Origin of the sequence: Pseudomonas sp. MWU16-30316 (assembly GCF_020515645.1) — a bacterium.
Classification (GTDB): domain Bacteria; phylum Pseudomonadota; class Gammaproteobacteria; order Pseudomonadales; family Pseudomonadaceae; genus Aquipseudomonas; species Aquipseudomonas cerasi.
Map to the genome: position 1 here is coordinate 781,749 of NZ_JAIZAZ010000002.1, position 21,747 is coordinate 803,495.

At 56.8% G+C, this 21,747-nt stretch carries 23 protein-coding genes and 1 pseudogene; 16 read left to right on the forward strand and 8 right to left on the reverse strand.

Features of this window, described 5'->3' with window-relative positions; genetic code table 11:
* Positions 1–97 precede the first annotated feature (97 nt).
* From LCH65_RS10430 to LCH65_RS10440, 3 genes are all read right to left on the reverse strand, one after another.
* A complete protein-coding gene (locus tag LCH65_RS10430) occupies positions 98–1,096 on the reverse strand; it encodes an NAD(P)-dependent alcohol dehydrogenase (protein WP_226439464.1) in 999 nt (332 codons plus the stop codon).
* A gap of 217 nt (positions 1,097–1,313) precedes the next feature.
* Positions 1,314–2,102, reverse strand: coding sequence for a carboxymuconolactone decarboxylase family protein (locus tag LCH65_RS10435; RefSeq protein WP_226439391.1), 789 nt, complete (start codon positions 2,100–2,102; stop codon positions 1,314–1,316).
* Positions 2,099–2,590, reverse strand: a complete 492-nt coding sequence (locus LCH65_RS10440; protein ID WP_226439392.1) for a cupin domain-containing protein — start codon at positions 2,588–2,590, stop codon at positions 2,099–2,101. The genes LCH65_RS10435 and LCH65_RS10440 overlap by 4 nt, the downstream gene beginning before the upstream one ends.
* Before the next feature lie 291 nt (positions 2,591–2,881).
* Here LCH65_RS10440 and LCH65_RS10445 point away from each other — a divergent pair, with 291 nt between their 5' ends.
* The 8 genes from LCH65_RS10445 (at position 2,882) to LCH65_RS10480 (ending at position 11,670) form a co-directional block, all read left to right on the forward strand.
* A complete protein-coding gene (locus LCH65_RS10445; RefSeq protein ID WP_226439393.1) occupies positions 2,882–3,379 on the forward strand; it encodes a DUF2255 family protein in 498 nt (165 codons plus the stop codon).
* The gene (locus LCH65_RS10450; RefSeq protein WP_226439394.1) at positions 3,376–4,629 is read left to right on the forward strand and encodes a multidrug effflux MFS transporter; all 1,254 of its coding nucleotides are present in this window, start codon (positions 3,376–3,378) and stop codon (positions 4,627–4,629) included. The genes LCH65_RS10445 and LCH65_RS10450 overlap by 4 nt, the downstream gene beginning before the upstream one ends.
* A 17-nt stretch (positions 4,630–4,646) precedes the next feature.
* Positions 4,647–5,411: a glucose 1-dehydrogenase gene (locus LCH65_RS10455; RefSeq protein ID WP_226439395.1), complete on the forward strand. Its 765-nt coding sequence runs from the start codon at positions 4,647–4,649 to the stop codon at positions 5,409–5,411.
* 86 nt (positions 5,412–5,497) lie between these two features.
* The gene (locus tag LCH65_RS10460) at positions 5,498–7,882 is read left to right on the forward strand and encodes a membrane-bound PQQ-dependent dehydrogenase, glucose/quinate/shikimate family (protein ID WP_226439396.1); all 2,385 of its coding nucleotides are present in this window, start codon (positions 5,498–5,500) and stop codon (positions 7,880–7,882) included.
* 113 nt (positions 7,883–7,995) lie between these two features.
* Positions 7,996–8,778, forward strand: a complete 783-nt coding sequence (locus LCH65_RS10465; RefSeq protein ID WP_226439397.1) for an isochorismatase family protein — start codon at positions 7,996–7,998, stop codon at positions 8,776–8,778.
* A 9-nt stretch (positions 8,779–8,787) separates the two neighbouring features.
* The gene (locus LCH65_RS10470; RefSeq protein WP_226439398.1) at positions 8,788–9,876 is read left to right on the forward strand and encodes an aldo/keto reductase; all 1,089 of its coding nucleotides are present in this window, start codon (positions 8,788–8,790) and stop codon (positions 9,874–9,876) included.
* 81 nt (positions 9,877–9,957) lie between these two features.
* Positions 9,958–10,383 (forward strand): cupin domain-containing protein, encoded by a 426-nt coding sequence (locus LCH65_RS10475; protein WP_226439399.1) that lies wholly within the window; start codon positions 9,958–9,960, stop codon positions 10,381–10,383.
* 67 nt (positions 10,384–10,450) lie between these two features.
* Positions 10,451–11,670, forward strand: a protein-coding gene (locus LCH65_RS10480) for an IS3 family transposase (protein ID WP_226439400.1) whose coding sequence is annotated in 2 segments (ribosomal slippage) — positions 10,451–10,796 and positions 10,796–11,670 — 1,221 coding nt in all. Because the reading frame shifts where the segments join, the coding sequence is not laid out codon by codon here.
* Between the two features lie 258 nt (positions 11,671–11,928).
* Here the strand turns inward: LCH65_RS10480 and LCH65_RS10485 are convergent.
* A complete protein-coding gene (locus tag LCH65_RS10485) occupies positions 11,929–12,723 on the reverse strand; it encodes a LysR substrate-binding domain-containing protein (protein WP_226439401.1) in 795 nt (264 codons plus the stop codon).
* A 284-nt stretch (positions 12,724–13,007) separates the two neighbouring features.
* Here LCH65_RS10485 and LCH65_RS10495 point away from each other — a divergent pair, with 284 nt between their 5' ends.
* From LCH65_RS10495 to LCH65_RS10525, 7 genes are all read left to right on the forward strand, one after another.
* Positions 13,008–13,409 (forward strand): acetoacetate decarboxylase, encoded by a 402-nt coding sequence (locus tag LCH65_RS10495; RefSeq protein ID WP_226439403.1) that lies wholly within the window; start codon positions 13,008–13,010, stop codon positions 13,407–13,409.
* Between the two features lie 53 nt (positions 13,410–13,462).
* The gene (locus tag LCH65_RS10500) at positions 13,463–13,840 is read left to right on the forward strand and encodes a transposase (protein WP_226439404.1); all 378 of its coding nucleotides are present in this window, start codon (positions 13,463–13,465) and stop codon (positions 13,838–13,840) included.
* The gene (gene tnpB, locus LCH65_RS10505; RefSeq protein ID WP_226439405.1) at positions 13,837–14,181 is read left to right on the forward strand and encodes an IS66 family insertion sequence element accessory protein TnpB; all 345 of its coding nucleotides are present in this window, start codon (positions 13,837–13,839) and stop codon (positions 14,179–14,181) included. The genes LCH65_RS10500 and tnpB overlap by 4 nt, the downstream gene beginning before the upstream one ends.
* A gap of 37 nt (positions 14,182–14,218) precedes the next feature.
* On the forward strand, positions 14,219–15,724 hold the full coding sequence (locus LCH65_RS10510) for an IS66 family transposase (protein WP_226439406.1): 1,506 nt from the start codon (positions 14,219–14,221) through the stop codon (positions 15,722–15,724).
* Between the two features lie 3 nt (positions 15,725–15,727).
* On the forward strand, positions 15,728–16,306 hold the full coding sequence (locus LCH65_RS10515; protein ID WP_226439407.1) for a plasmid pRiA4b ORF-3 family protein: 579 nt from the start codon (positions 15,728–15,730) through the stop codon (positions 16,304–16,306).
* Positions 16,307–16,399: 93 nt separating this feature from the next.
* Entirely contained in the window at positions 16,400–16,711 is a 312-nt protein-coding gene (locus tag LCH65_RS10520) for an acetoacetate decarboxylase family protein (RefSeq protein ID WP_226439465.1), read from the forward strand.
* A gap of 12 nt (positions 16,712–16,723) precedes the next feature.
* Positions 16,724–17,140, forward strand: coding sequence for a 3-hydroxyacyl-CoA dehydrogenase NAD-binding domain-containing protein (locus tag LCH65_RS10525; RefSeq protein WP_226439408.1), 417 nt, complete (start codon positions 16,724–16,726; stop codon positions 17,138–17,140).
* Here the strand turns inward: LCH65_RS10525 and LCH65_RS10530 are convergent.
* A protein-coding gene (locus LCH65_RS10530) for an IS3 family transposase (protein ID WP_226439409.1) occupies positions 17,137–18,356 on the reverse strand; the annotation gives its coding sequence in 2 pieces (ribosomal slippage) (positions 17,137–18,011 and positions 18,011–18,356; 1,221 coding nt in all). The two genes, LCH65_RS10525 and LCH65_RS10530, sit on opposite strands and share 4 nt — an antisense overlap.
* A 56-nt stretch (positions 18,357–18,412) precedes the next feature.
* On the opposite strand from LCH65_RS10530, the gene LCH65_RS10535 reads away from it, so the two are divergent.
* A complete protein-coding gene (locus LCH65_RS10535; RefSeq protein ID WP_226439410.1) occupies positions 18,413–18,982 on the forward strand; it encodes a 3-hydroxyacyl-CoA dehydrogenase NAD-binding domain-containing protein in 570 nt (189 codons plus the stop codon).
* Positions 18,983–18,986: 4 nt separating this feature from the next.
* On the opposite strand, the pseudogene LCH65_RS10540 reads toward LCH65_RS10535, so the two are convergent.
* From LCH65_RS10540 to LCH65_RS10550, 3 genes and pseudogenes are all read right to left on the reverse strand, one after another.
* Positions 18,987–19,824, reverse strand: a pseudogene (locus tag LCH65_RS10540) (3-hydroxybutyryl-CoA dehydrogenase).
* An 88-nt stretch (positions 19,825–19,912) separates the two neighbouring features.
* On the reverse strand, positions 19,913–20,440 hold the full coding sequence (locus tag LCH65_RS10545) for a cupin domain-containing protein (RefSeq protein WP_226439411.1): 528 nt from the start codon (positions 20,438–20,440) through the stop codon (positions 19,913–19,915).
* Between the two features lie 139 nt (positions 20,441–20,579).
* Positions 20,580–21,617 carry an AraC family transcriptional regulator gene (locus LCH65_RS10550; protein WP_226439412.1) on the reverse strand — a complete coding sequence of 346 codons (1,038 nt, stop codon included), beginning with the start codon at positions 21,615–21,617 and terminating at the stop codon, positions 20,580–20,582.
* Positions 21,618–21,747 lie beyond the last annotated feature (130 nt).

The window sequence follows — 21,747 nt, forward strand, 5'->3', positions numbered from 1 at the left end:
CGTGATTTACCACTGCGCCCATTAGCCAGGTGATGGGCGCAGTGGTCGGTGATGCGAAAAATGCCCTATATCAGAACTCAGCAGGTACCAGTATTTGTCATGCTTTGCGGGCAGAAGCGAAGTCGATCACGAAGCGGTACCGTACGTCCTTGCCGATGACCCGCTCATACGCTTTATCGATCTGCTCCGGCTTGATCATCTCGATATCGGCGGTGATATTTCGGGCGGCGCAGTAGTCGATGACTTCTTGGGTTTCAGCAATTCCGCCAATCAACGAGCCAGCAAAGGACTTGCGCCCAAATGCCATGAGCATGCCGTCGAGCCCTTCGAGCTTTCCGAGTGCCCCTACGTTGACGAAGGTTGCATCGAGCCTCAGCAGATCTACGAACTGCTGCATCGGGTAGGATTCTGGCACAGTCGAAATGATCAGATCGAAGTGGTTAGCCAAACGTGCGAAAGCCGCTTTGTCGCTCCACAGTACGGCGTCATGGGCGCCCATCCGCTTAGCGTCTTCGAGCTTGCTGGATGTCGTCGTAAAGACGGTAACTTCCGCGCGCCGAGCCACGCCCAGCTTCACTGCCACATGGCCCAGCCCGCCCATGCCAATGATCCCCACTCGTTGTCCAGGCTTAAGCTGCCAGTGCTGCATTGGCGAGAAAGTCGTGACACCTGCACAGAGTAGCGGTGTCATGGCCGCGAGGTTCGCACCCGCCGGCATTCGAATGACAAAGTGCTCCTTGACCACGATGCGCTCGGAATAGCCGCCGTAGGTCATGCCGCCCATTACCTTGTCGGGTGAGGCATAGGTGAAGGTGGTACCTTTCAGGCAGTTCTGCTCCCGATCAGCCAAACAGTTCTCGCATTCACCGCAGGAGTCGACCATGCAGCCCACACCGGCATAGTCGCCAATTTTGAATTTGGTCACCTGATTGCCAATCGCTGCAACCTTGCCAACGATTTCGTGCCCAGGCACGCAGGGATAGGGTGTCTCAGACCACTCGCTACGCGCAGTGTGAATGTCCGAATGGCATACCCCTGCATACTCGACGTCGATCAATACGTCTTTGGGCCCTACCGCTCTGCGCTGAATCTGCATCGGAGCAAAGCCCGACTTGGCGCCTTTGGTGGCGTAGGCTCGTACTGCAAATGGGCCCTTGAGAGGTGCCGGCTCAGTCGATGCTGCCGCTGCGCTGCCGGCGCCAGCGAGCAAGGGTGCAGCCGCGAGACTGGCCCCTGCCAGCATGATCTTGCGGCGGCTCATGGTCGCGGGCCCTTCACCCATTCTGCTGTCGTCAATCATCCTCGCATTCTCCTCAAGATTTCTGTCGGCTGGTGAATACGTCGTTGACTACCGGCACGGCGGTAAACACGTTGGGCCACCCGGTGTAGAACGCCAGCTGGGTCAACATTTCCGAGGCTTGCCCCTGGGTCAGTCCGTTGTCCATGGCGCGATTGAGGTGGGCCGCCAGTTGTGCGACCTGCCCTGTAGCGATCAGCGCACTAACGGTGATCATGCTTCGGTCTCGTGGCGCCAATCCCGGCCGCAGCCACAGGTCGTGGAACAGCGAAGCGCTGGTGTAGTGAACGAGTCCTGGCGAAACGGGGCCGACGTTCTTGTCGACGTACGCCGTGCGCACCTTCTCGGAGGCCTGGTCGATAGGCAGCAGGGAAGGTGATACAGGGGGCAATTGATCTGGGGTGATACCGCGCTTGGCAAAGACATCTTTGGTGATAAGGATCGTCGCGGTGGCGTTGCCCCAGCCGCTGTAGAACGCAAGATGGTTGATGGCTTCAGAAATTTCCGCAGGCTTGACGCCGTTGTCCAAAGCCAAATTGAGGTGGTAGGCGAGCTCCACCGTTTGCTGTTTGGAGATGAGAACTGCCAGCGTGACAAGACTTCGATCACGCGGTGACAACCCCGGGCGCTTCCATACCTCACCTAATAGCGTGGACTCAGTGTTATAGGCCAGCGCCGGAGAAACAGCGCGCATGTCATCCAGCGTGGGAACGGGCGTCAAGCTATCTGTGGTCATGTGACTCGTAGGCGAGCAGGCAGCCAGCAGCAGGGTGGAGCAGGCAATACCTGCTTTCGCGAACTTCACCGGGAAGCCTCGTATTGGGCTTCAGTCACAGGCTCCATCCACTCGACATTTTTGCCATCAACAGCTTCTTGAATCGCCATGTGAGTCATGCCGGTGGTGGCCGTAGCGCCATGCCAGTGCTTAACGCCTGGCGGTGTCCAGATGACGTCCCCTGGCTTTATCACTATCTTCTCGCCGCCTACCTGCTGTACCCAACCCGTACCCGCAGTGACGATCAGCGTCTGGCCTCTTGGATGAGTGTGCCAGGCCGACCGTGCGCCCGGCTGAAACGTCACGGCGCCTGCTGAAACGGTCGATGGCGCGCGAGCAGCGAAGAGCGGGTCAATCCGGACATTTCCGACAAAGTTGGCAGGTGCTCCCATGGTCGATGCTTGATCACCATTGCGGCTGATGGCCATGGCCTGGTCTTTTGGAATGTCAGCGCCATGGGCAGATATAGCGGCGCACATCATCGCTACCAGCGAAGACGTTTTGAAGAGTGCTCTCATGGACAAGCTCCTGCTCAATGGGCGGAGCTGACACGCTAAATGAGGATCTGCGCTGGCACTACCAGCCAAAACCAACATGATCCGATGAGCCCTGCTCAGTAATGTCAGTCCGCGCACGTTTTGATGCGTACATCCGCTTTAAATCGACGCGCTCACCAATTGATGAGTGCTGCTCAGTAGAACATCCCAAGTTTGCCCGGTATTCAGGGCCGTTCCGGTTGATTAGCGTGGGCGGACTTAAAACATTCAGTGCCAGCGTTCACTGATCTCCCAACCGAAGAGGACTTGAAGATGAACACACGACTTCTTCCGGGCACGGCGTTCGCTGCCTTGCTTATCTACAGCGGCCTGAGCCCCAGTGCTGTTTGTGCAGAGACGGTGAATGCGCGAGCGCAAAAGGGGGCATCAATGAAGTGGGAGCAAGCTGAACTGAGCGCCATCGTTAAGGCCGACGATTTGCATATCTCCGTGTTCAGAGAGGACATGGTGAATTACGGGACGCCAACCTTTATATGGTGTGTCGAGGTGGGGGGTGACCTTTACGTCCGGGCTTACAACGGCGTCCAGTCTCGCTGGTACCAAGCGGCGTTGAAGCAAAAGGCGGGCAGGATCATCGCAGCTGGCAAGAAGCTGGACGTGAGCTTTGAGCCAGTTGGCGGGGCCCTCAATGACCGCATCGACGATGCCTACCGGGCGAAATACAGCACCAGCAGCTACCTAGTTCCTATGATCAGCGAGCGCTCACGGGCAGCTACTGTTCGGATATTGCCCAAAGGCAGCTCGCAGTGAGTGAGATCGGCGTAGCAACGGCAGAGCACCGTTCGCAAGATGTTCAACGATCGGGGCGTGAGCGGCAGCGTGGTATCCGTATCCTGTTGATCCTGAGCGCTTTGCTGGCGTTCGCGTCCATTTCCACCGACCTCTATTTGCCAGCGATGCCCATCATGGCTTCATCGCTGCATGCGGACGACGGCGCGATGGCATTGACCGTGAGTGGTTATCTAGCGGGGTTCAGTGCCGGGCAGTTGTTCTGGGGCCCGTTCAGTGATCGATTTGGTCGCCGGCTGCCTGTAGCGCTTGGGTGCATCCTGTTCATCGCGGGCTCAGCCGGCTGCGCGCTTGCCGCCGATGGAACAGCGTTAATCGGCTGTAGGGTTGTGCAAGCGTTGGGCGCGTGCGCCAACGTTGTTCTCGCTCGGGCAATGGTGCGCGATCTTTATGAGGGCCGTCGTGCCGGACAGATGATGTCGACATTGATGACCATCATGGCCGTTGCGCCGCTGGCCGGGCCCACTGTAGGTGGACAGATCTTACACCTGCTCTCATGGCAAGCGATCTTCTGGACATTGGTTGTAATGGGCTTGGCCACGCTGGCCAGTCTGGTGATGTTGCCCGAAACGCTACCACCTGAACAGCGAAGCCCGACTTCACTGCACACGATCATGCAGCGCTATCGCGTCCTACTGCGCACACCCAAGTTCATGGCGTACATCGCCACGGGTGGTTTTTTCTATGCAGGCACCTTTGCCTACATCGCCGGATCGCCCTTTGCTTACATCGCGTATCACCACGTCAATCCGCAGTGGTATGGCGCGCTTTTTGGTGCCGGCATCGTCGGTCTGATGGTGACAAACCAGCTCAACGCGCGATTTCTAAACCGCCATGAGATCGACTCTCTTTTGCTAGTTGGAGGCGTCATTTCGGCCGTTGCTGGAGGCGTCATCGCATTCACCACATGGGCGGATTGGGGCGGGCTACCACTTCTGATCTGTGGATGTTTTGTATTCGTTGCTGCCACAGGTTTTGTCCTCGCCAACGCCATCACGGGCGCCTTGGGGTGCCTTCCCCAGTTTTCCGGCACGGCATCGGCTCTCGCCGGTGCACTGCAGTACGGCGCAGGCATTTTGGGCTCGGCTCTAGTCGCCACATTTGCAGATGGCACTCCCTGGCCCATGGGCTTGGTGGTGGGTATCTGCGGACTTGGCTGCTTCCTTAGTGCGGCCTGTGTGCTGGCAACTCATAAATCTGATCACATTTGAAAATCGAGGAATATTCGATGAGCTTTTCGTTTGAAAACAAAGTTGCATTGGTCACCGGTGCAGCCTCTGGTATTGGTCTGGCAACCGCCAAGGCGTTCGCCCAGGCAGGGGCATCGGTAGCGCTTGTAGACGTCAATGGCGAGGCTGCACAGGCTCAGGCGCAGGCACTGGTCGCTGCCGGCCATAAGGCGATCGGCCTTCGCTGCGACGTCGCCGACATTGATCAGGTCGAGTCCATGGTCAAAGAGACCATCGCTACATTCGGACAACTCGACGCGGCGTTCAACAACGCAGGCATCCAGAACATCTTGGCCGAAATCGCCGACGCCACCGTCGACGACTATGACCGCGTCATGTCCATCAACCTTCGTGGCGTCTGGGCCTGCATGAAGTTCGAGCTGGAGCACATGCGTCGGCAGGGTAGCGGCACCATCGTCAACTGCTCTTCGTTGGGTGGTTTGGTGGGTGGTGCAGAGCGCGCCAACTATCACGCCGCCAAGCACGGGGTGATCGGCTTGACCAAGAGCGCCGCGCTTGAATATGCCGCCCGCGATATCCGTGTCAACGCAGTATGCCCCGGGCTGATCTGGACACCAATGGTTGATCAGATGGTCGCATCGGGTCAGGGCGAGGCGCTCGAAGGCATGACCAAAGCCGTGCCGATGGGTCGTCATGGGCAGCCTGAAGAAATTGCTGACGCAGTGCTGTGGCTGAGCAGCAAGTTCTCTAGCTACGTGACTGGGCAATCCATTTCCGTCGATGGCGGTTTCATCATGCGCTGACCCATCTGGAACGCTGAGTTTTCCTCGTCTATGCCCAGGCACGCCCAAGAGTATCAATGCCCAATACAGTATCAAGGAAGTCATTTATGTCGGACACAAACCTATCACGGACAGCCCGTACGCTGCTGATCGCACTAGGCATTATCACCTTGCTTCCCGGGGTTTTCATGCTCGTTGCGGGTGCTTACCTCATCACGTTGGGTGGCTCTTGGTACTTTGCATTGGCGGGACTGGGCATGACCGCTGCCGGGATACTTTTGGCGCGCCGACGTCTGCCTGGGGCCTTGTTGTATCTGGCAGTGTTCGTTGCGTCGATAGCCTGGTCTGTGTGGGACGTAGGCCTGACATTCTGGCCACTGTTTTCTCGCTTGGTAGCGTTGGCCGTTCTCGCTCTACTGGTACTGCTGGCAATACCTGCGCTGCTTTCTGGCGTCAAGCCATTACAAGCCAGGCTTTCCAATGTGGGCGCATTGGTGGTGGCCGTGGGCATCGCCGCCACGTTCTACGCAGCGCTGCAGCCACAGCCAATCCAAACAGCCGACGGAGCACCGACTCCAGTGCCGGGCAAAGCCGTTGGCACCGTTGAGCCTGCTTCCGATTGGCGCTACTTCGGGCATACCCCATCGGGTACTCGCCACGCCGTCCTGGACAAGATCACTGCGCAGAACGTCTCTGGCCTCAAGGTCACCTGGACGTATCGCACTGGAGAAATACCCAAAGGTAGCAACGAAGGCCATGTGGTGACGCCGCTGCACGTCAACGGCGTGCTCTACGGTTGCACTCAGTCGAGCCAGCTGTTTGCCCTGGACGATGAAACCGGGAAAGAGATCTGGCACCACGATCCGAAGGTGCAGACCAACAATGTCTACCCGCGCTGTCGCGGGGTGGGTTATCACGATTCGACCGTGCAAACATCGGATTCGGATTCGGATAGCTCAGCGCCTGCTGCTTGCAGTCGGCGGATTATTGCCACCACTGTCGATGCGCGCCTGATAGCCGTGGATGCGCAAACAGGGGAGGCATGTACCGACTTTGGCGACCATGGCAGCGTAAGCTTGCGTATCGGCTTGGGAAGCCCTGACAAAGAGCTCTATTTTCCGACTGCGGCGCCGACTGTAGTTCGCGATTTGGTCGTCGTCGGCGGACTGGTCTGGGATAACCAGAAAACCGGGGAGCCGTCCGGAGTGGTACGCGCATTCAATGTCCGCACCGGCGCGCTAGTCTGGGCGTGGGACTTGGGAAATCCCGCGATTACCCGCGAGCCCCCAGAAGGGCAGAGCTATACGCCGGGTACGCCCAACGTCTGGTCGACACCGGCGTTTGACGACGCGCTGGGCCTGATCTATCTGCCCACGGGCAATGCGACACCCGACTTCTGGGGCGGCGAGAGATCTGCTGCTGACGATCGCTATTCCTCCTCCATTGTCGCGCTGGATATCGCCACGGGGCGCGAGCGCTGGCACTTCCAGACTGTTCATCACGACCGGTGGGATTACGACGTGCCGTCGCAACCGGCCCTTTACGATGTTCCGGATGGCCACGGTGGTACCTTGCCGGCCCTAATCCAGACGACCAAACGTGGTCAGATCTTCATGCTCGATCGCCGAACGGGCACGCCGATCGCCAAGGTCGAAGAGCGTCAGGTTCCCCAGGGTGGCGTGGTGGACGACCGCAGTTCGCCGACCCAACCGTATTCCGTAGGCATGCCCGCTATCGGCACTGAGCCCCTCAGCGAGAAGCGCATGTGGGGGCTGACACCGATCGATCAGTTGATCTGCCGTATCGATTTTCGCAAGGCTCGCTATGAGGGTGAGTTCACACCTCCCAGCGAGCGCCTGACGATCCAATACCCAAGCTGGTTGGGCGGCATGAATTGGGGCTCGGTCTCCGTCGCGGAAAATCTCGGCTACCTGATCGTGAACGACACCCGTGTCGCCATCTGGAATCGCATGATTCCTCGCAAAGCTTACGACGAGGCCGGTGTCAAAGGGGGCGGCCATGAGGGCAATGCTCCGCAGGCAGGTACACCATGGGGGATCGAGATGGGGCGTTTCCTGTCGCCATTGGGGATCCCCTGCCAAGAACCGCCGTACGGAACCATAAGCGCTATCGACCTGGCCACACGCAAGGTCGCATGGTCTATGCCGCTTGGCACGACGCAGGACACTGGCCCACTGGGTATAGCCACCCACCTGCCTATGCCTATCGGCATGCCGACGCGGGGTGGGCCAGTCACCACGTCGACCGGCCTGGTGTTTATCGCGGCGTCGCAGGATTTCTACATCAGGGCATTCGATGTGCGCACGGGTAAGGAGTTGTGGAAGGGACGCTTGCCAGTGGGTGCAGAAGCAACGCCGATGACGTACATCTCGCCGAAAACCGGCAGGCAATTTCTGGTCATCAGCGCGGGCGGGAACTCCGCTACGACGAAGAAGGGAGACTACGTTGTGGCATACGCACTGCCTCAGTGATGGAGGTACCTGATCGACGAATACTCCGCCTTGGTATCCGGTTACGGAAGTAGGCAAGCACCTTGATCTAAAACCGGGCTGAGGCTCAGTCCGTCAGGTAGGAGCTCAGGCTGATGAGAGATTTTCACGGTAACCAAGTTGATCAACTTAAGGGTAGGCCCGACGGTGGACAAGCCGGGAGACGATCGCTGCTCAAAGTGACTGCTGCATTGCTTGGTGCAACCTTGATACCGGGCATTTCAAGTCGAGTCATGGCGGAGCCTACAGACTCTGAAAACAAGCCCGTATCGGCTTCAGCGGGCCGATCCAGCTCGTCGATGGGCCGGTTCGAGGCCCGGCCTCAAGATGTGCAGATTCTCTTTGTGGATCTGCAGGATTCGTTGACGCATGGTAGCCGTTCAATAACCCCGGCTGCGCTTCGGAACAATGCCGGAGTGCTCGCAAAGATTGCCCGACTCCTGGGGATACCGATGACTTTCTCCCTCGTCCCTGTCAAAGGAAAACCTGGTGAGCTCATTTCGGAACTCCGGCCGTACTCGAATGCGCATAACACTTCTCAGCGCTTATTGGCTCCAAGCTTCACTGACGAGGCGATGGTTGCGAGCCTGGCGAACAACCGCCGCCAGACATTGATCATCTGTGGATTTGCGACGGAGGTAGCTGTATTGGAGTCGGCATTGGGGGCTATCAATTCAGGTTATACCGTGCACGTCCCTGTCGATGTTATCGGCAGCGCGTCTTCTCGGACGGAGTCAGCGGCACTACGCCAAATGGAGCTGGCGGGGGCGTTGCCCACATCGATCATCAGCTTGGCGGCGAAATGGTCACCCAATTTTTCCGAGGAGCCAGGGGCATCTGTGCTCGCGGCATTTTCCGAAATTCAAACTACCAACTAGGAGGCTTCCATGAAGTACCGCAGGTTAGGTAATACGGGCATGGTAGTATCTACGCTCGGTCTGGGCACCATGTATTTCGGTGACCAAACTTCAGAGAAGGATGCTTTCGATATTCTCGATGCGTATGTCGAGGCAGGTGGAAACCTGATTGATACCGCCAACGTTTACGCCGGAGGTGCTGCTGAACAGGTCGTAGGGCGATGGTTTGCCAACCGGCCGGACGAGGTCACAGGCCGTGTTGTGCTCGCTACCAAAGCACGATTTGGTACAGGCCCGGATGTTAACGATGTGGGCTTGTCTCGTCGCCATCTTCAGCGTGCGTTGGACAAGTCCCTAAAGCAACTGAACGTCGACCGGATCGATCTTTACCAAATGCATGGCTGGGATCCTTTGACCCCTGTTGAGGAGACGCTCGCGTTTTTGAATGACGCTGTCCGGTTGGGAAAAGTCAGCTATATCGGGCTTTCCAACTTCACGGGTTGGCAGTTGCAGTTGATGATATCTACTGCTAAGGCTATGGGCGTATACCTCCCTGTGACGCTTCAGGAGCAGTACAGCCTGCTCTCTCGTGAGATCGAGTGGGAAGTCATTCCGGCAGCATTGCACAACGGCATTGGCGTGTTGCCTTGGTCACCTCTGGCTGGTGGCTTCCTGACCGGCAAGTACAATCGCGGCGGCAGGCCGGACTCTGATACACGTGCGGGTTCGGACAACAAGCTATACCAATGGACGTCCGCCGAGTACGCAGACTCAGATCGCAACTGGGCGACTATTGACAAGCTCGTAGAGATCGCAGAAGAAATGGGCGTGCCGGCTTCGCAAGTCGCTTTGAGTTGGCTCTCCCATCGACCGGGTGTAACGGCGCCGATTGTTGGCGCACGTACGCTTAAGCACCTTACCGATAACCTTGGCGCTGTTGAACTGGTGCTGAGCTCGGACGCAACGTCTGCATTGGACGAGGTGAGCGTACCTGTTTCAGGTGGGTATCCCTATGGTGCGTTTGGCGTCGGCCAGCGCGCAAGATCTGTGGACTCATCAGCTCAAGCCCTCGGGGCTTTGGTTGGCAAAGGTTCTGATCACCCACTGGGGCATGCGTAACCCCAAACCCCAAATCCTGCCCCTAGCTCAGCCTCAAGGTTGAGCTAGCTTCAATATTCTGCTCTTTTCAAGGAAACCAATATGGAATTCAAACGCCCAGGATCTCAGCCATCCATGAAAGGCCCTGAAGAATGGTTCACCGGTACCGTCCGGATTGATCCATTAAATTTCCCGCCTGAACCGGCCAGGGTTTCTGTGGCCAGTGTCACGTTTGAGCCTGGCGCGCGCACTGCTTGGCATACCCACCCGCTTGGCCAGACCCTGATCGTCACGGCTGGCTGTGGTTGGACGCAATGTGAAGGGGAGCCAATCGTGGAGATTCGCGCAGGCGATGTTATTTGGTGCCCGCCTGGACACAAGCATTGGCATGGCGCTTCACCGACCACCTCAATGACCCACATAGCAGTTCAGGAAGCTTTGGACGGCAAAAACGTTGAATGGCTTGAAAAGGTTACTGATGAGCAATATGAGGTTGGCCCTACTAGAGATCTCAATGATCATAGCTGAACGAGCCCCATGAAAGACAGGACACCGTTCCCCCCTTAAGATAAGGGATAGGCAAACGGGTATGTATATGACTAACAGCAACGATAAGGGTGGCGAGCTGCTCGGCCAGGAACGCCGACGCCGTTGGAGCACCGACCAGAAGCTGGCCATGGTTCGCGAGAGCCTCGAACCCGGACAAAGTGTGTCCGTAGTGGCCCGGCGCAACGGCATCAATGCCAACCAGCTGTTCCTGTGGCGCAAGCTTTACCAGGACGGGAGCTTGTCGGCGGTCAGTGCTGGCGAGGCCGTGGTACCGGCGTCGGAACTGAGCGATGCGCTCAAGCAGATCCGAGAGTTGCAGCGGATGCTGGGCAAGAAAACGATGGAGGCCGAAGTCCTCAAAGAGGCCGTGGAGATCGCCCGGTCGCGAAAATGGATTGCGCACTCACCCTTGTTGCCGGGGGACGACCAGTGAAACTGGTCAGCGAATGTCTCGGTGTGTCGCGCTCGCAATTAACGGTTCGAATCAAGCAATCGGCATCGCCCAAAGTACGGCGACGTCGGCTCGTGAACGATACGGAGTTGGTCGCCGAGATTAAGCAGCAAGTCAGCGAGTTGCCAAGTTATGGCCACCGCCGGGTTTGGGGGTTGCTGCGCCGCGAGCGTGAAGTCCAGTTACTGGCCCCGATCAATGTGAAGCGGGTTTATCGCGTCATGCGCGATCACAATCTGTTGCTGGAACGACGCATCAAGCAGCCTGGCGTGCAGCGTCGGCATGAAGGCCGAATTGCCGTTAGTACCAGCGATACCCGCTGGTGCTCAGACGGCTTCGAGTTCCGTTGCGACGACGGTGCAAAGTTGAGCGTGACCTTCGCCCTGGACTGCTGTGATCGCGAAGCCATCGGCTGGGTCGCCAGCCCGACAGGCTACAGCGGCGATGACATACGAGACTTGATGTTGGAAAGCGTGGAGAAGCGATTTGGGGATCAATTACCGAGCACTCCAGTGCAATGGTTGAGCGATAACGGTTCGGCCTATATCGCCGAACAGACGCGTCTGTTTGCCCGTCAGATCGGCTTGCAGCCGGTGACCACACCAGTACGCAGCCCGCAAAGCAACGGCATGGCAGAGAGCTTTGTGAAGACGATCAAGCAAGATTACGTGGCGCACATGCCCAAGCCGGATCGAGAAACAGCGCTGCGCAATCTGACGATTGCCTTCGAGCATTACAACGAGCAGCATCCGCACAGCGCTTTGAAATATCGGTCGCCGCGAGAATTTAGGCGTCTGGCAGCAGCATCAATTTAACGGGGAGTTGGTGTCCGGTCTGGTAGGGGCAAGTCCAATAGCCATTGAGCTGACGTCTTAGGCGTGACGCTACTCGAACACTTTAGCGCTGCGTGCACCATTGCGGTAGAAGGCATGAATCGCCCCAGTAAAATACCCCAACTAATGCTACCGGTGTCGATAGCTTACTCACCTCGATGCCTCAGTCGCTCCTCGCTTGCTCGGTCGTGGTGCTGTAAACGCAGCGTGCGGGTTCTTAACTGGCACTATCGTCCAGTTTCAGTGCTGGCCGAGGCCGCCGAGGGCGTGACCACTCGCAACGATGAGGATCTCGCGCAAATGCTTCAACCCTTCGTCTTTATCGGAACGTGGGTGCCAAGCCATGCTCAATGTGTAGGGCGGGCACTTGAAAGGTAATTCGAATGTGTTGAGATCATGGTCATGAGATTCGAAAATCCTACCGGGGAGCGTTGCGATGAAGTCACTCTGGCTTAGGATCTTCGGGATAGTGGCGAAGCTTTCCATCACACCAACCACCTCGCGCCTCCGTCCGATATCTATCAAAATTTCGTCCATATGCCCACGTAGATTTTCTCGAATGCTTGAAACCACTAAGTGCTTCATCTGACAGTAGCTGTCGATGGTCAGAGGGGCGGTGCCTCTAGGATGGTTTTGCCGGTGTGCAGCGACAAACGCATCCTGTATCAATATCCGCGCCTTCAACCCCTGAGGAATATTTCTATCGGTGTCCAGCAGGAGATCCAAGTCCCCATTTTCCAGCGCCTCTACGGATGAAGGATACCTCGGGGCTACAAACACTATTCTCGATGCCTCGGATCCTCCGGCCCCCTTGATGATGACGTCACGAGCGAGTCGATCAAGCGCGTAATCATTTGCCGCGATTCTAAAAGTCCTCGCAGCCTTCGCGGTCTCAAGCTGACCTTGGTCGCCTGCGACCTGATTCAGCATCTCGATGATGCTTTGCAGTGAACGAGTCATTTGAGTAGCACGCGGCGTAAGCACCATTCCCCGCCCGGATTCAGCCTTGACCAGCAGTGGATCATCAAAAAGCAACTCTCAGCCTTTTGAGCTGTGCAGAAAGTGCAGGCTGAGTGATTCCAAGCTTGACAGCTGCATAGGTGATGTTGCGCTCGCTCAGGAGCACATGGAGGGATTCGAGCAGGTTTAAATCGACCTTAGGGCGTGTGGCCATAATTGCCAGTGATACCTGTATAAGCGCTGTGATTTTGACTCAGCCCTGCTCGCGGCAGAACATGTTGATGACTTTTTTACCGATCCAAAGGGCTGCGAATGAATCCTTTTGATCGGCCAATTCCATCGACATGAGATCTGCCGAAATGACTGAAGACCAAGTTCGCGATATCGCTTATTGCAGCCCATTGGGTGGGAACGTCTACCCACGTGCCCCGTTCAGGTTTGTAGACCGTGAATACCTCATCGTGACCTATCGGACGGATCCCGAGGCGCTGGCCAGGGTAATACCGGCCCCGCTCATGCCAGCCGAGCCTATCGTGAAATACGAGTTCATTAAAATGCCCGATTCCAGCGGGCTGGGTGATTACGTTGAGTCAGGGCAGGTGATTCCGGTGACATTCGAAGGTAAGCCAGGTAGCTACACCCACCGGATGTTTCTCAATAACACCCCAGCTGTATTTTCGGGGCGCGAACTGTACGGGTTCCCTGAAACACTGGCGCAGCCGAAGTTTGAGAGTAACCGTCCGGCCAGCACCCTCTGCTGAGGGCCTCCAAAATTGGCCAAGATAGTGGACACCATTTTTTAGTGGACACTATCTTGGATACAGTTGCCCCCGTTCGTCGAACCGGCCGCCGCCCTAACTTCTCGCTGGCGTTCAAACGCCAAGTCGTCGAGGCCACCTTCCAGCCTGGCGCCTCCGTATCGTTGATCGCTCGTGAGCATGACGTCAATGCCAACTTGGTCTTTCGCTGGCGGCATCAATATCAGGAAGGAGCATTCGGCGCCGTCAGCCAGAGCACAACGCTTTTGCCCGTCCAGGTGATCGAGGCGCCAATGGATTTACCGCAAGTCATTCAGCCACCGCCAGAGTGTCATTCCGTGATCGTTGTTGAGGCGGGAAAAGCCAAGCTGCGCATCACTGGCACGCCTGACCCACATACCCTGCAAATCATCCTGCAGAAGTTACTGCGATGATTGCTCCTCCCGCTGGAACCCGCATCTGGATCGCTGCTGGCGTCACGGACATGCGCCGTGGCTTCGACGGTTTAGCAGCATTGGTGCAGACTCAGCTTGAAGCCGATCCGTTCTCCGGTCAGATTTTCGCGTTTCGCGGACGGCGCGGTGACCGGATCAAATTGCTATGGTGGGACGGCGACGGGTTGTGCCTGTTTTGCAAACGGCTGGAACAAGGGCGCTTCATCTGGCCGCAAGCAACCAGCGGCAGCGTGTCGCTGACGGCTGCGCAGTTGTCGATGCTTTTGGAAGGCATTGATTGGCGCAGGCCAATTCGTTCAGCACCCGTCCTCGCGGTCTGACTTGCCACGCTGAAAAAATCCCAAGTAACATTCGGTCATGACTCTCGCGACCGACTCCCTGCCTAACGATCTTCAAGCATTGAAGGCTCTGGTCTCTGCCCAGCGGGCAGAGATTGAGCGTTTGAAAATGATGATCGCCAAGCTGCGTCGTATGCAGTTCGGTCGCAGCTCCGAGCAACTGGACGCGATGATCGATCAGCTCCAACTGAGTCTTGAAGAGTTGCAAGTCAGTCAGACTGAACTGACGCCGCCACCCGAACCGCCACCTCGCCCTGTCTCTCGGCGCAAGCCGTTACCTGAACACCTACCTCGCGAAACTCACGTCTATCAGCCCGAGTCGCAATGCACTGGCTGCGGTGGGAAGGTTCGCCATTTGGGTGAGGATGTGTCCGAAGTGCTGGAGTACGTTCCGGCACGTTTCAAAGTGATCCGCCATGTTCGCCCCAAGTGGGTTTGCCGCTGCTGCGAACACATCGCTCAGGTACCGGCACCGAGTCGGCCGATAGCCCGAGGCCTTGCAGGCCCTGGGCTATTGGCCCACGTGCTGGTCTCCAAATTTGTTGACCATTTGCCGCTGTATCGGCAATCCGAGATTTACGCCCGTGAGGGCGTGGAGCTGGAGCGCTCAACTCTGGCCGACTGGGTCGGCCAGAGCAGCCAATTGCTCAGGCCGCTGATCAACGCCCTTGAGCATCATGTGATGAGCGGTCATAAAATCCATGCCGACGACACGCCGATTGGCGTGCTCGCGCCAGGCAACGGCAAAACCAAAACGGCTCGCCTATGGACGTACGTTCGGGACGACCGACCTGCCGGTTACGCGACGCCGGCGGCTGTATGGTTTGCCTACTCGCCGGATCGCAAGGGGCAACATCCCCGCGCTCATCTCAAGGGCTTCAGCGGGATTTTGCAAGCTGACGGCTACGCCGGCTTTGCTCAGCTGTATGCGACAGGCACCATTCAGGAAGCCGCCTGTTGGGCTCACGCCCGCCGCAAATTTTACGATGTCTACAAAGACCAGGCCTCACCACTTGCCAGCGAGGCGCTGCAAAGGATTGCGGCCCTGTATGCCATCGAGAGCGAGATCAGAGGACAGCCGCCAGATCAAAGAAAAGCGGTTCGGCAAAGCCGAGCAAGTCCGCTGCTGGAACAACTACACGCATGGCTTAACCAGACGCTGACTCAACTGTCGAAAAAATCGACATTGGCCGGTGCAATCCTCTATGCCCTCAACCGGTGGCAGGCGTTGACGCGTTACTGCGATGACGGCCGAATCGAAATCGACAACAACGCCGCCGAACGGGCGCTACGCGCCGTCGCGCTGGGCCGCAAAAACTACCTGTTTGCCGGTTCCGATGCTGGCGGAGAACGAGCGGCTGCGATTTACAGCCTGGTCGGTTCGGCCAAGCTAAACGGGTTGAACCCACAGGCGTATCTAACCTATGTGCTTGAGCACATTGCCGAGCACCCGATCAATCGGGTGAGCGAGTTGCTGCCTTGGAACATGTCCTTGAACCACACCGAACACTGCGAGGCCGCCTGATTCATGGTTAAAACTGTCCGTTTACCCAAACCCGCCCCCGACCTGTTGCTGCTGCACATTGAGCTGAAGTGGATCACTCCGACGATCTGGCGTCGGTTCGCGGTGCCTGAAAATATTACCTTGGGCAAGCTGCATCATGTCATCCAGGTCGTGATGGGCTGGAGTGATAGCCATCTGCATGAGTTTGAAATTGCCGGCGAGCGTTATGGTATGCCCGATCCCGATGGCTGGGGGCCGACGGTTAACCCGGAAGCTCGTAAAACGCTGATCAGGGCGCTGAGTGGTAAGCGGACATTTAATTATCTCTATGACTTTGGTGACAGCTGGCATCACAGTATCAAGGTCGAAAAAACGTTACCCGCTATTGCCTGTCCTCAGGTTCCGTATTGCATCGACGGCGCCAATGCGTGCCCCCCGGAAGACGTGGGTGGCGGGCCTGGTTACGAGGATTTCCTGGAGGCGATGGCCAACCCCGATCATCCGGAGCATGACGCAATGGTTGAATGGCATGGCGATGCTTTTGATCCAGCAGCATTTGAGTGCGAGCGCGTGAATCAGTGGTTTAAACGGATCAAGGTTTGAGTTGCAAGGCGGTGTAGCTCGGACGCTTACGTTTGAGATGCGCAGCGACACGTTGGTCGGGACGCTGGACTACGAAGGCGAGCGCATAGCGACCTGCACCATGGCCTACAAACATCAGCACTGGATCCTGCGGACATTGAGCAGTCACTGCGCCAACCGGTGTTTCTAGTGAAAGTGATTCCCCACGTGGATGGCACTCAGCGCGTGCTGGAACTGGTCAACTGCAAGATTGGCCGAGTAAAAGTACGGGAAGCATGGTCGGGGCGCGCCTCGCTTCTATTGAATCCTCACTGCTTCTCGGACATGCACGAGCTGCCGGTAATGGAAGTGCTTTCCGCAGTGCATTTCGTAGCAGATCTCAGCATTGAGAATGGTGAAGTCGTCCACAATGATCTGGCGTCCTGAGGGCATAAAGACATGACTCGCAAAATTGAAACGGTCAGCGTCGTCGGTGCCGGTGTCATCGGTGCGAGCTGGGCTGCACTGTTTTTGGCACACGGCTATAAGGTCATTGTTACGGATCCTGCGCCAGGCGCAGAGAAGGCCTTGCATTCGGCGATCGCGCACGCATGGCCGTCACTGATCGAGTTAGCGGGCGCTCCCAGCGATTGTACCATGGCTAATATTGCCTTCACTTTGAACCTTTCGGAGGCAGTGAATAAAGCGGACTTCATTCAAGAAAACGGCCCCGAGAATCTTGATTGGAAACTGGATTTGTACGCTGAACTGGATGAGCTGGCCCCTGCACATACCATCATTTCCTCAAGCTCCTCGGGGTTGCGTATAGGAGACATGGACTTGCCCCTACCAAACCAGACACCAACTCCCCGTTAAATTGATGCTGCTGCCAAACGCCTAAACTCTCTCGGCGACCGATATTTCAAGGCGCTGTGAGGATGCTGCTCGTTGTAATGCTCGAAGGCAATCGTCAAATTGCACAGCGCGGTTTCTCGATCCGGTTTAGGCATGTGCGCCACGTAATCACGCTTGATCGTCTTCACGAAGCTCTCTGCCATGCCGTTACTTTGCGGGCTGCGTACCGGTGTGGTCACCGGCTGCAAGCCGATCTGGCGAGCAAACAGACGCGTCTGCTCGGCGATATAGGCCGAACCGTTATCGCTCAACCATTGGACGGGCGTGCTCGGTAGTTGATCGCCAAATCGCTTCTCCACGCTTTCCAGCATCAAGTCTCGGATGTCGTCACCGCTGTAGCCCGTCGGGCTGGCGACCCAGCTGATGGCTTCGCGGTCACAGCAGTCCAGGGCAAAAGTCACGCTCAACTTCGCACCGTCGTCGCAGCGAAACTCGAAGCCGTCCGAGCACCAGCGCGTATCGCTGGTCGTAACGGCAATTCGGCCTTCATGCCGGCGTTGCACGCCAGGTTGCTTGATGCGGCGTTCCAGCAATAGATTGTGGTCGCGCATGACACGGTAAACCCGTTTCACATTGATCGGGGCCAATGACTGGACTTCACGCTCGCGGCGCAACAAGCCCCAAACACGACGGTAGCCATAGCTCGGCAACTCGCTGACTTGCCGCTTAACCTCAGCGACCAACTCCGTATCGTTCACCAGCCGACGTCGCCGTACTTTGGGCGATACCGATTGCTTGATTCGAACCGTTAATTGCGAGCGCGACACACCGAGACATTCGCTGACCAGTTTCACTGGTCGTCCCCCGGCAACAAGGGTGAGTGCGCAATCCATTTTCGCGACCGGGCGATCTCCACGGCCTCTTTGAGGACTTCGGCCTCCATCGTTTTCTTGCCCAGCATCCGCTGCAACTCTCGGATCTGCTTGAGCGCATCGCTCAGTTCCGACGCCGGTACCACGGCCTCGCCAGCACTGACCGCCGACAAGCTCCCGTCCTGGTAAAGCTTGCGCCACAGGAACAGCTGGTTGGCATTGATGCCGTTGCGCCGGGCCACTACGGACACACTTTGTCCGGGTTCGAGGCTCTCGCGAACCATGGCCAGCTTCTGGTCGGTGCTCCAACGGCGTCGGCGTTCCTGGCCGAGCAGCTCGCCACCCTTATCGTTGCTGTTAGTCATATACATACCCGTTTGCCTATCCCTTATCTTAAGGGGGGAACGGTGTCCTGTCTTTCATGGGGCTCGTTCAAGACATCCAGGCAACTTATCAGCGCCACCCCGAACGTACACTGATTGGTCACCCGTTCAACCCCCCTCATCTACTCCCGTTGGTCGAGCTGGTCGGTGGCCCCAAGACGTCCGAGGCAACCATCAACGCCGCACGGGATTTTTACGAGGCCATGGGTAAGAAAAACATTGTGCTTCGTAAGCAAATCGTCGGCCACGTAGCAAACAGACTCCAGGCAGCACTCTTTCGCGAGGTCACCCATTTGGTCAAAGAGGGCGTGGTTTCAGTGGAAGATGCGGATGCCGCTGTGCGTTTTGGCCCAGGTCTGCGGTGGAGCGTAATGGGCCAGTGTCTTCTTTACCATCTCGGCGCCGGAGACCAGGGGCTGGATAAGTTTTTGGATAAATTTGCACCCTCTATCAATAGTTGGTGGGCTGATCTAGGTACTCCAGTGCTTGATCAGGAAACCAGAGCCGTTTTGTCTGCGGGCGTCAGGAAAGAGGCAGGATCGCGAAGCCTCGCTGATTGGGTCGCCTGGAGAGACAGGATGCTCATTTCGCGGCTGAGGGCAGATTGAATCATTACGACTTTTCGAATGTTTGGCAGGAGCAGTAATCGTAGAACCCTTTACCGGTTTTCCTGCCTAGCAGCTCGGCTGCAACCATTTCCCTCAGGAGCGGTGCGGCCCGGTATTTGTCGTGCCCGAACCCCTCTTGAAACGACTCCATAATCGCGAGCATCGTATCCAGTCCAATGAGGTCTGCGAGTGCGAGCGGGCCTATCGGTTGGTTGCATCCGAGCTGCATGCCGGCATCGATTTCCTGTGCCGAGGACAGGCCTTCCTCTAATACGAAAATCGCTTCGTTGATCATTGGAATTAGTATTCGATTCACAACGAATCCGGGTCGGTTGCTTGCGTTAATCGCTGTCTTCTCAAGCTTCTCTGCCAACCTCCATCACACGCTCATGGCAGGCGTCCGAAGTCCGGAGCCCCCGAATGACCTCTACCAGCCTCATCATCGGTACCGGATTGAAAAAGTGCAGGCCTATGAATCGCTCCGGATGATCAATAGCAGCAGCCAACTGCGTTACCGAAAGTGAGGAGGTATTCGTGGCAATAACGCACTCACAATCAATATATGTCGCGATCTGGTTGAGCACTCGAACTTTCAGCTCTAAACTTTCTGTCGCAGCTTCAATAGCCATGGCTACTTGAGACAAAATCTCATAATCGGTGCTCGGCTGGATTCGCGCATAGGCGTCGTCAGCAATTTGCTGGGTTAGTGCCTGCTTCGCTACTTGCCGATCAAGATTCTTACGCAGTGTGCTCAAGCCCCGATCCACAGCGGCCTGGCTGATATCCAACAGGAAAACATCGTACCCTGCGACGGCACACACCTGAGCGATACCGTTTCCCATGGTTCCGGCGCCGATCACGCCTATAGCTTTTGATTTCAAGGTGGGTGTACTCCCGGGAAGATGGTTCAGTCTCCTGAACTAATGCCGATTAGTCGCCTTTCGCATCAACCAGCACGGCCATCAAAAGCGCATCCACTTCGCCTCTGTTGACCCAACCGTGGTTGGTGCCTCGTTGGATGACGACGTCGAATGGATTCATGTCCACTTCTGCATCATCGAGTATGAGTGTGATAGAACCCTGGAGAAGGATGATGTAGTCCGTGGTGGCGCTTCTGTGCATGCCAGGGCCCCGACGCGTGTCTGGCTGAACATGCGAGGCGTTCATTCTGGCAAACAAGTCGCTCCATGCCTTCGCTATTTCATCGGGGCTTAGATGCGCCGTGCTGGATTCAGGGGGGATCTGAAAGAAACGAAAAACAGTCCCGAAGACGGGGGGCTCCAGTGAATTGGACTGCTCACCGCGATCAATCCTGAGGTCATGGTCGTGGGGTGTTTTGCCAGTAGTCCACAGTTCGGTCAACCCACCGATGACATGAGTGGCAGGGCCGTCGATAAAGACGGAGGAACGACCGTTTGCGTCATCAAAGGTGATAATGCGTCGAACCGGTATGAGCATGGGAAGGCACTCTTATTTTTTGACTGGGCCATTTGGTTTGTAGACCTCTTGGGATCTGCCTTGCGTCATACTACGAATCCCATCCGGTAAATACGAGGTCTCCAGTGACACCAAAGGGGTCTGAAGTGGACACGTGTTTTTACCTCGTTTCATCTCGCAATTGGCGGGGGGTTTTGCCCGTCCAGCGTTTGAAGGCGCGACGGAAATTGGTGCTGTCGCTGAAACCCAACTTTGCTGCAATATCCTCTGTGCTCATTTTCGTCGTTTGTAGATACTCGATGGCCAGGCTACTGCGGACGTCATCCAGGATCGCTCCGTAGTCCGTATCTTCCGCCAGCAACTTTCGCCGCAGCGTCCGGGTAGTCAGCTGCATATGCACAGCTATTTGTCCCATGGTCGGAAACTGGCTAGGGGTCAACATCATCAGTTGGTAGACCTCTCCGGCCACTCCCCTGGAGGTCTTCGCCCTCCCGATCAATCGGTCACACGTTTCCTGGAGCATAGTGCGGGTCAATCGATTTGCGAGCTGGGGCGCCTGGGACAAAATGGCTCGCGGGTAGTGAAGTTCGGTTGCCTGAGCGTCGAACACACACTCACAGCCCAGGAATCGCTCATACCTGGCTTTGTCAGCCGGAGTGGGGAATGTGAATAGCGCCCTGACCGGTGTGCACTCATTGCCAGCAGCGTCCCTGAGGTGAGTGACGTGCTGGGCCATCTGCTGGCGGATAAGGAACTCTCGGGTCTCTGCACTCATCAGGTGGTGATAGAGTTCTGTGAACTCCCAGATGGCTGCGTCTTCTTCCTCACGCCAACTGATGAGCACGGTGGGCGTAGCCAGAACGTGATATTTCACGCCAAAGTCGAAAAAGTCGCGCAAGGTCAAACTACACATCAGTGCGTAGCCATACATCCCATACGCCGAGAGATGCATTCGTGACCCCACTTGGAAAGCCGTGGAGGCGTCGGCTGAAGCCCTGATGACATTGTCACAGGCCTCGATGTACTGATGAATCGATGTGAGTGTGTTGGGATCGTTGATCTGATTTGCGTCGAGCTGTGTGCCCATTAAAACCACGTCGGGGGTTATGCCTTGATCTGCCACCGTTTCGACCAGCGTGGCGATCTTGTAAGGAGCAAAGATTTTCTGATTTAGGAAAACCTGATTCGGTGCAGGCATGGGCGAGTCCATTTTTGTAGGTGTCCGATTAAGACTGGCAGCTGTCCTTTCAAAACCTTACCAGTTTATGGACTCGCTCGTAGTATGACTCCAACAAGAAAGCCCAACGGGCTCGATAAAAACGGAGTCA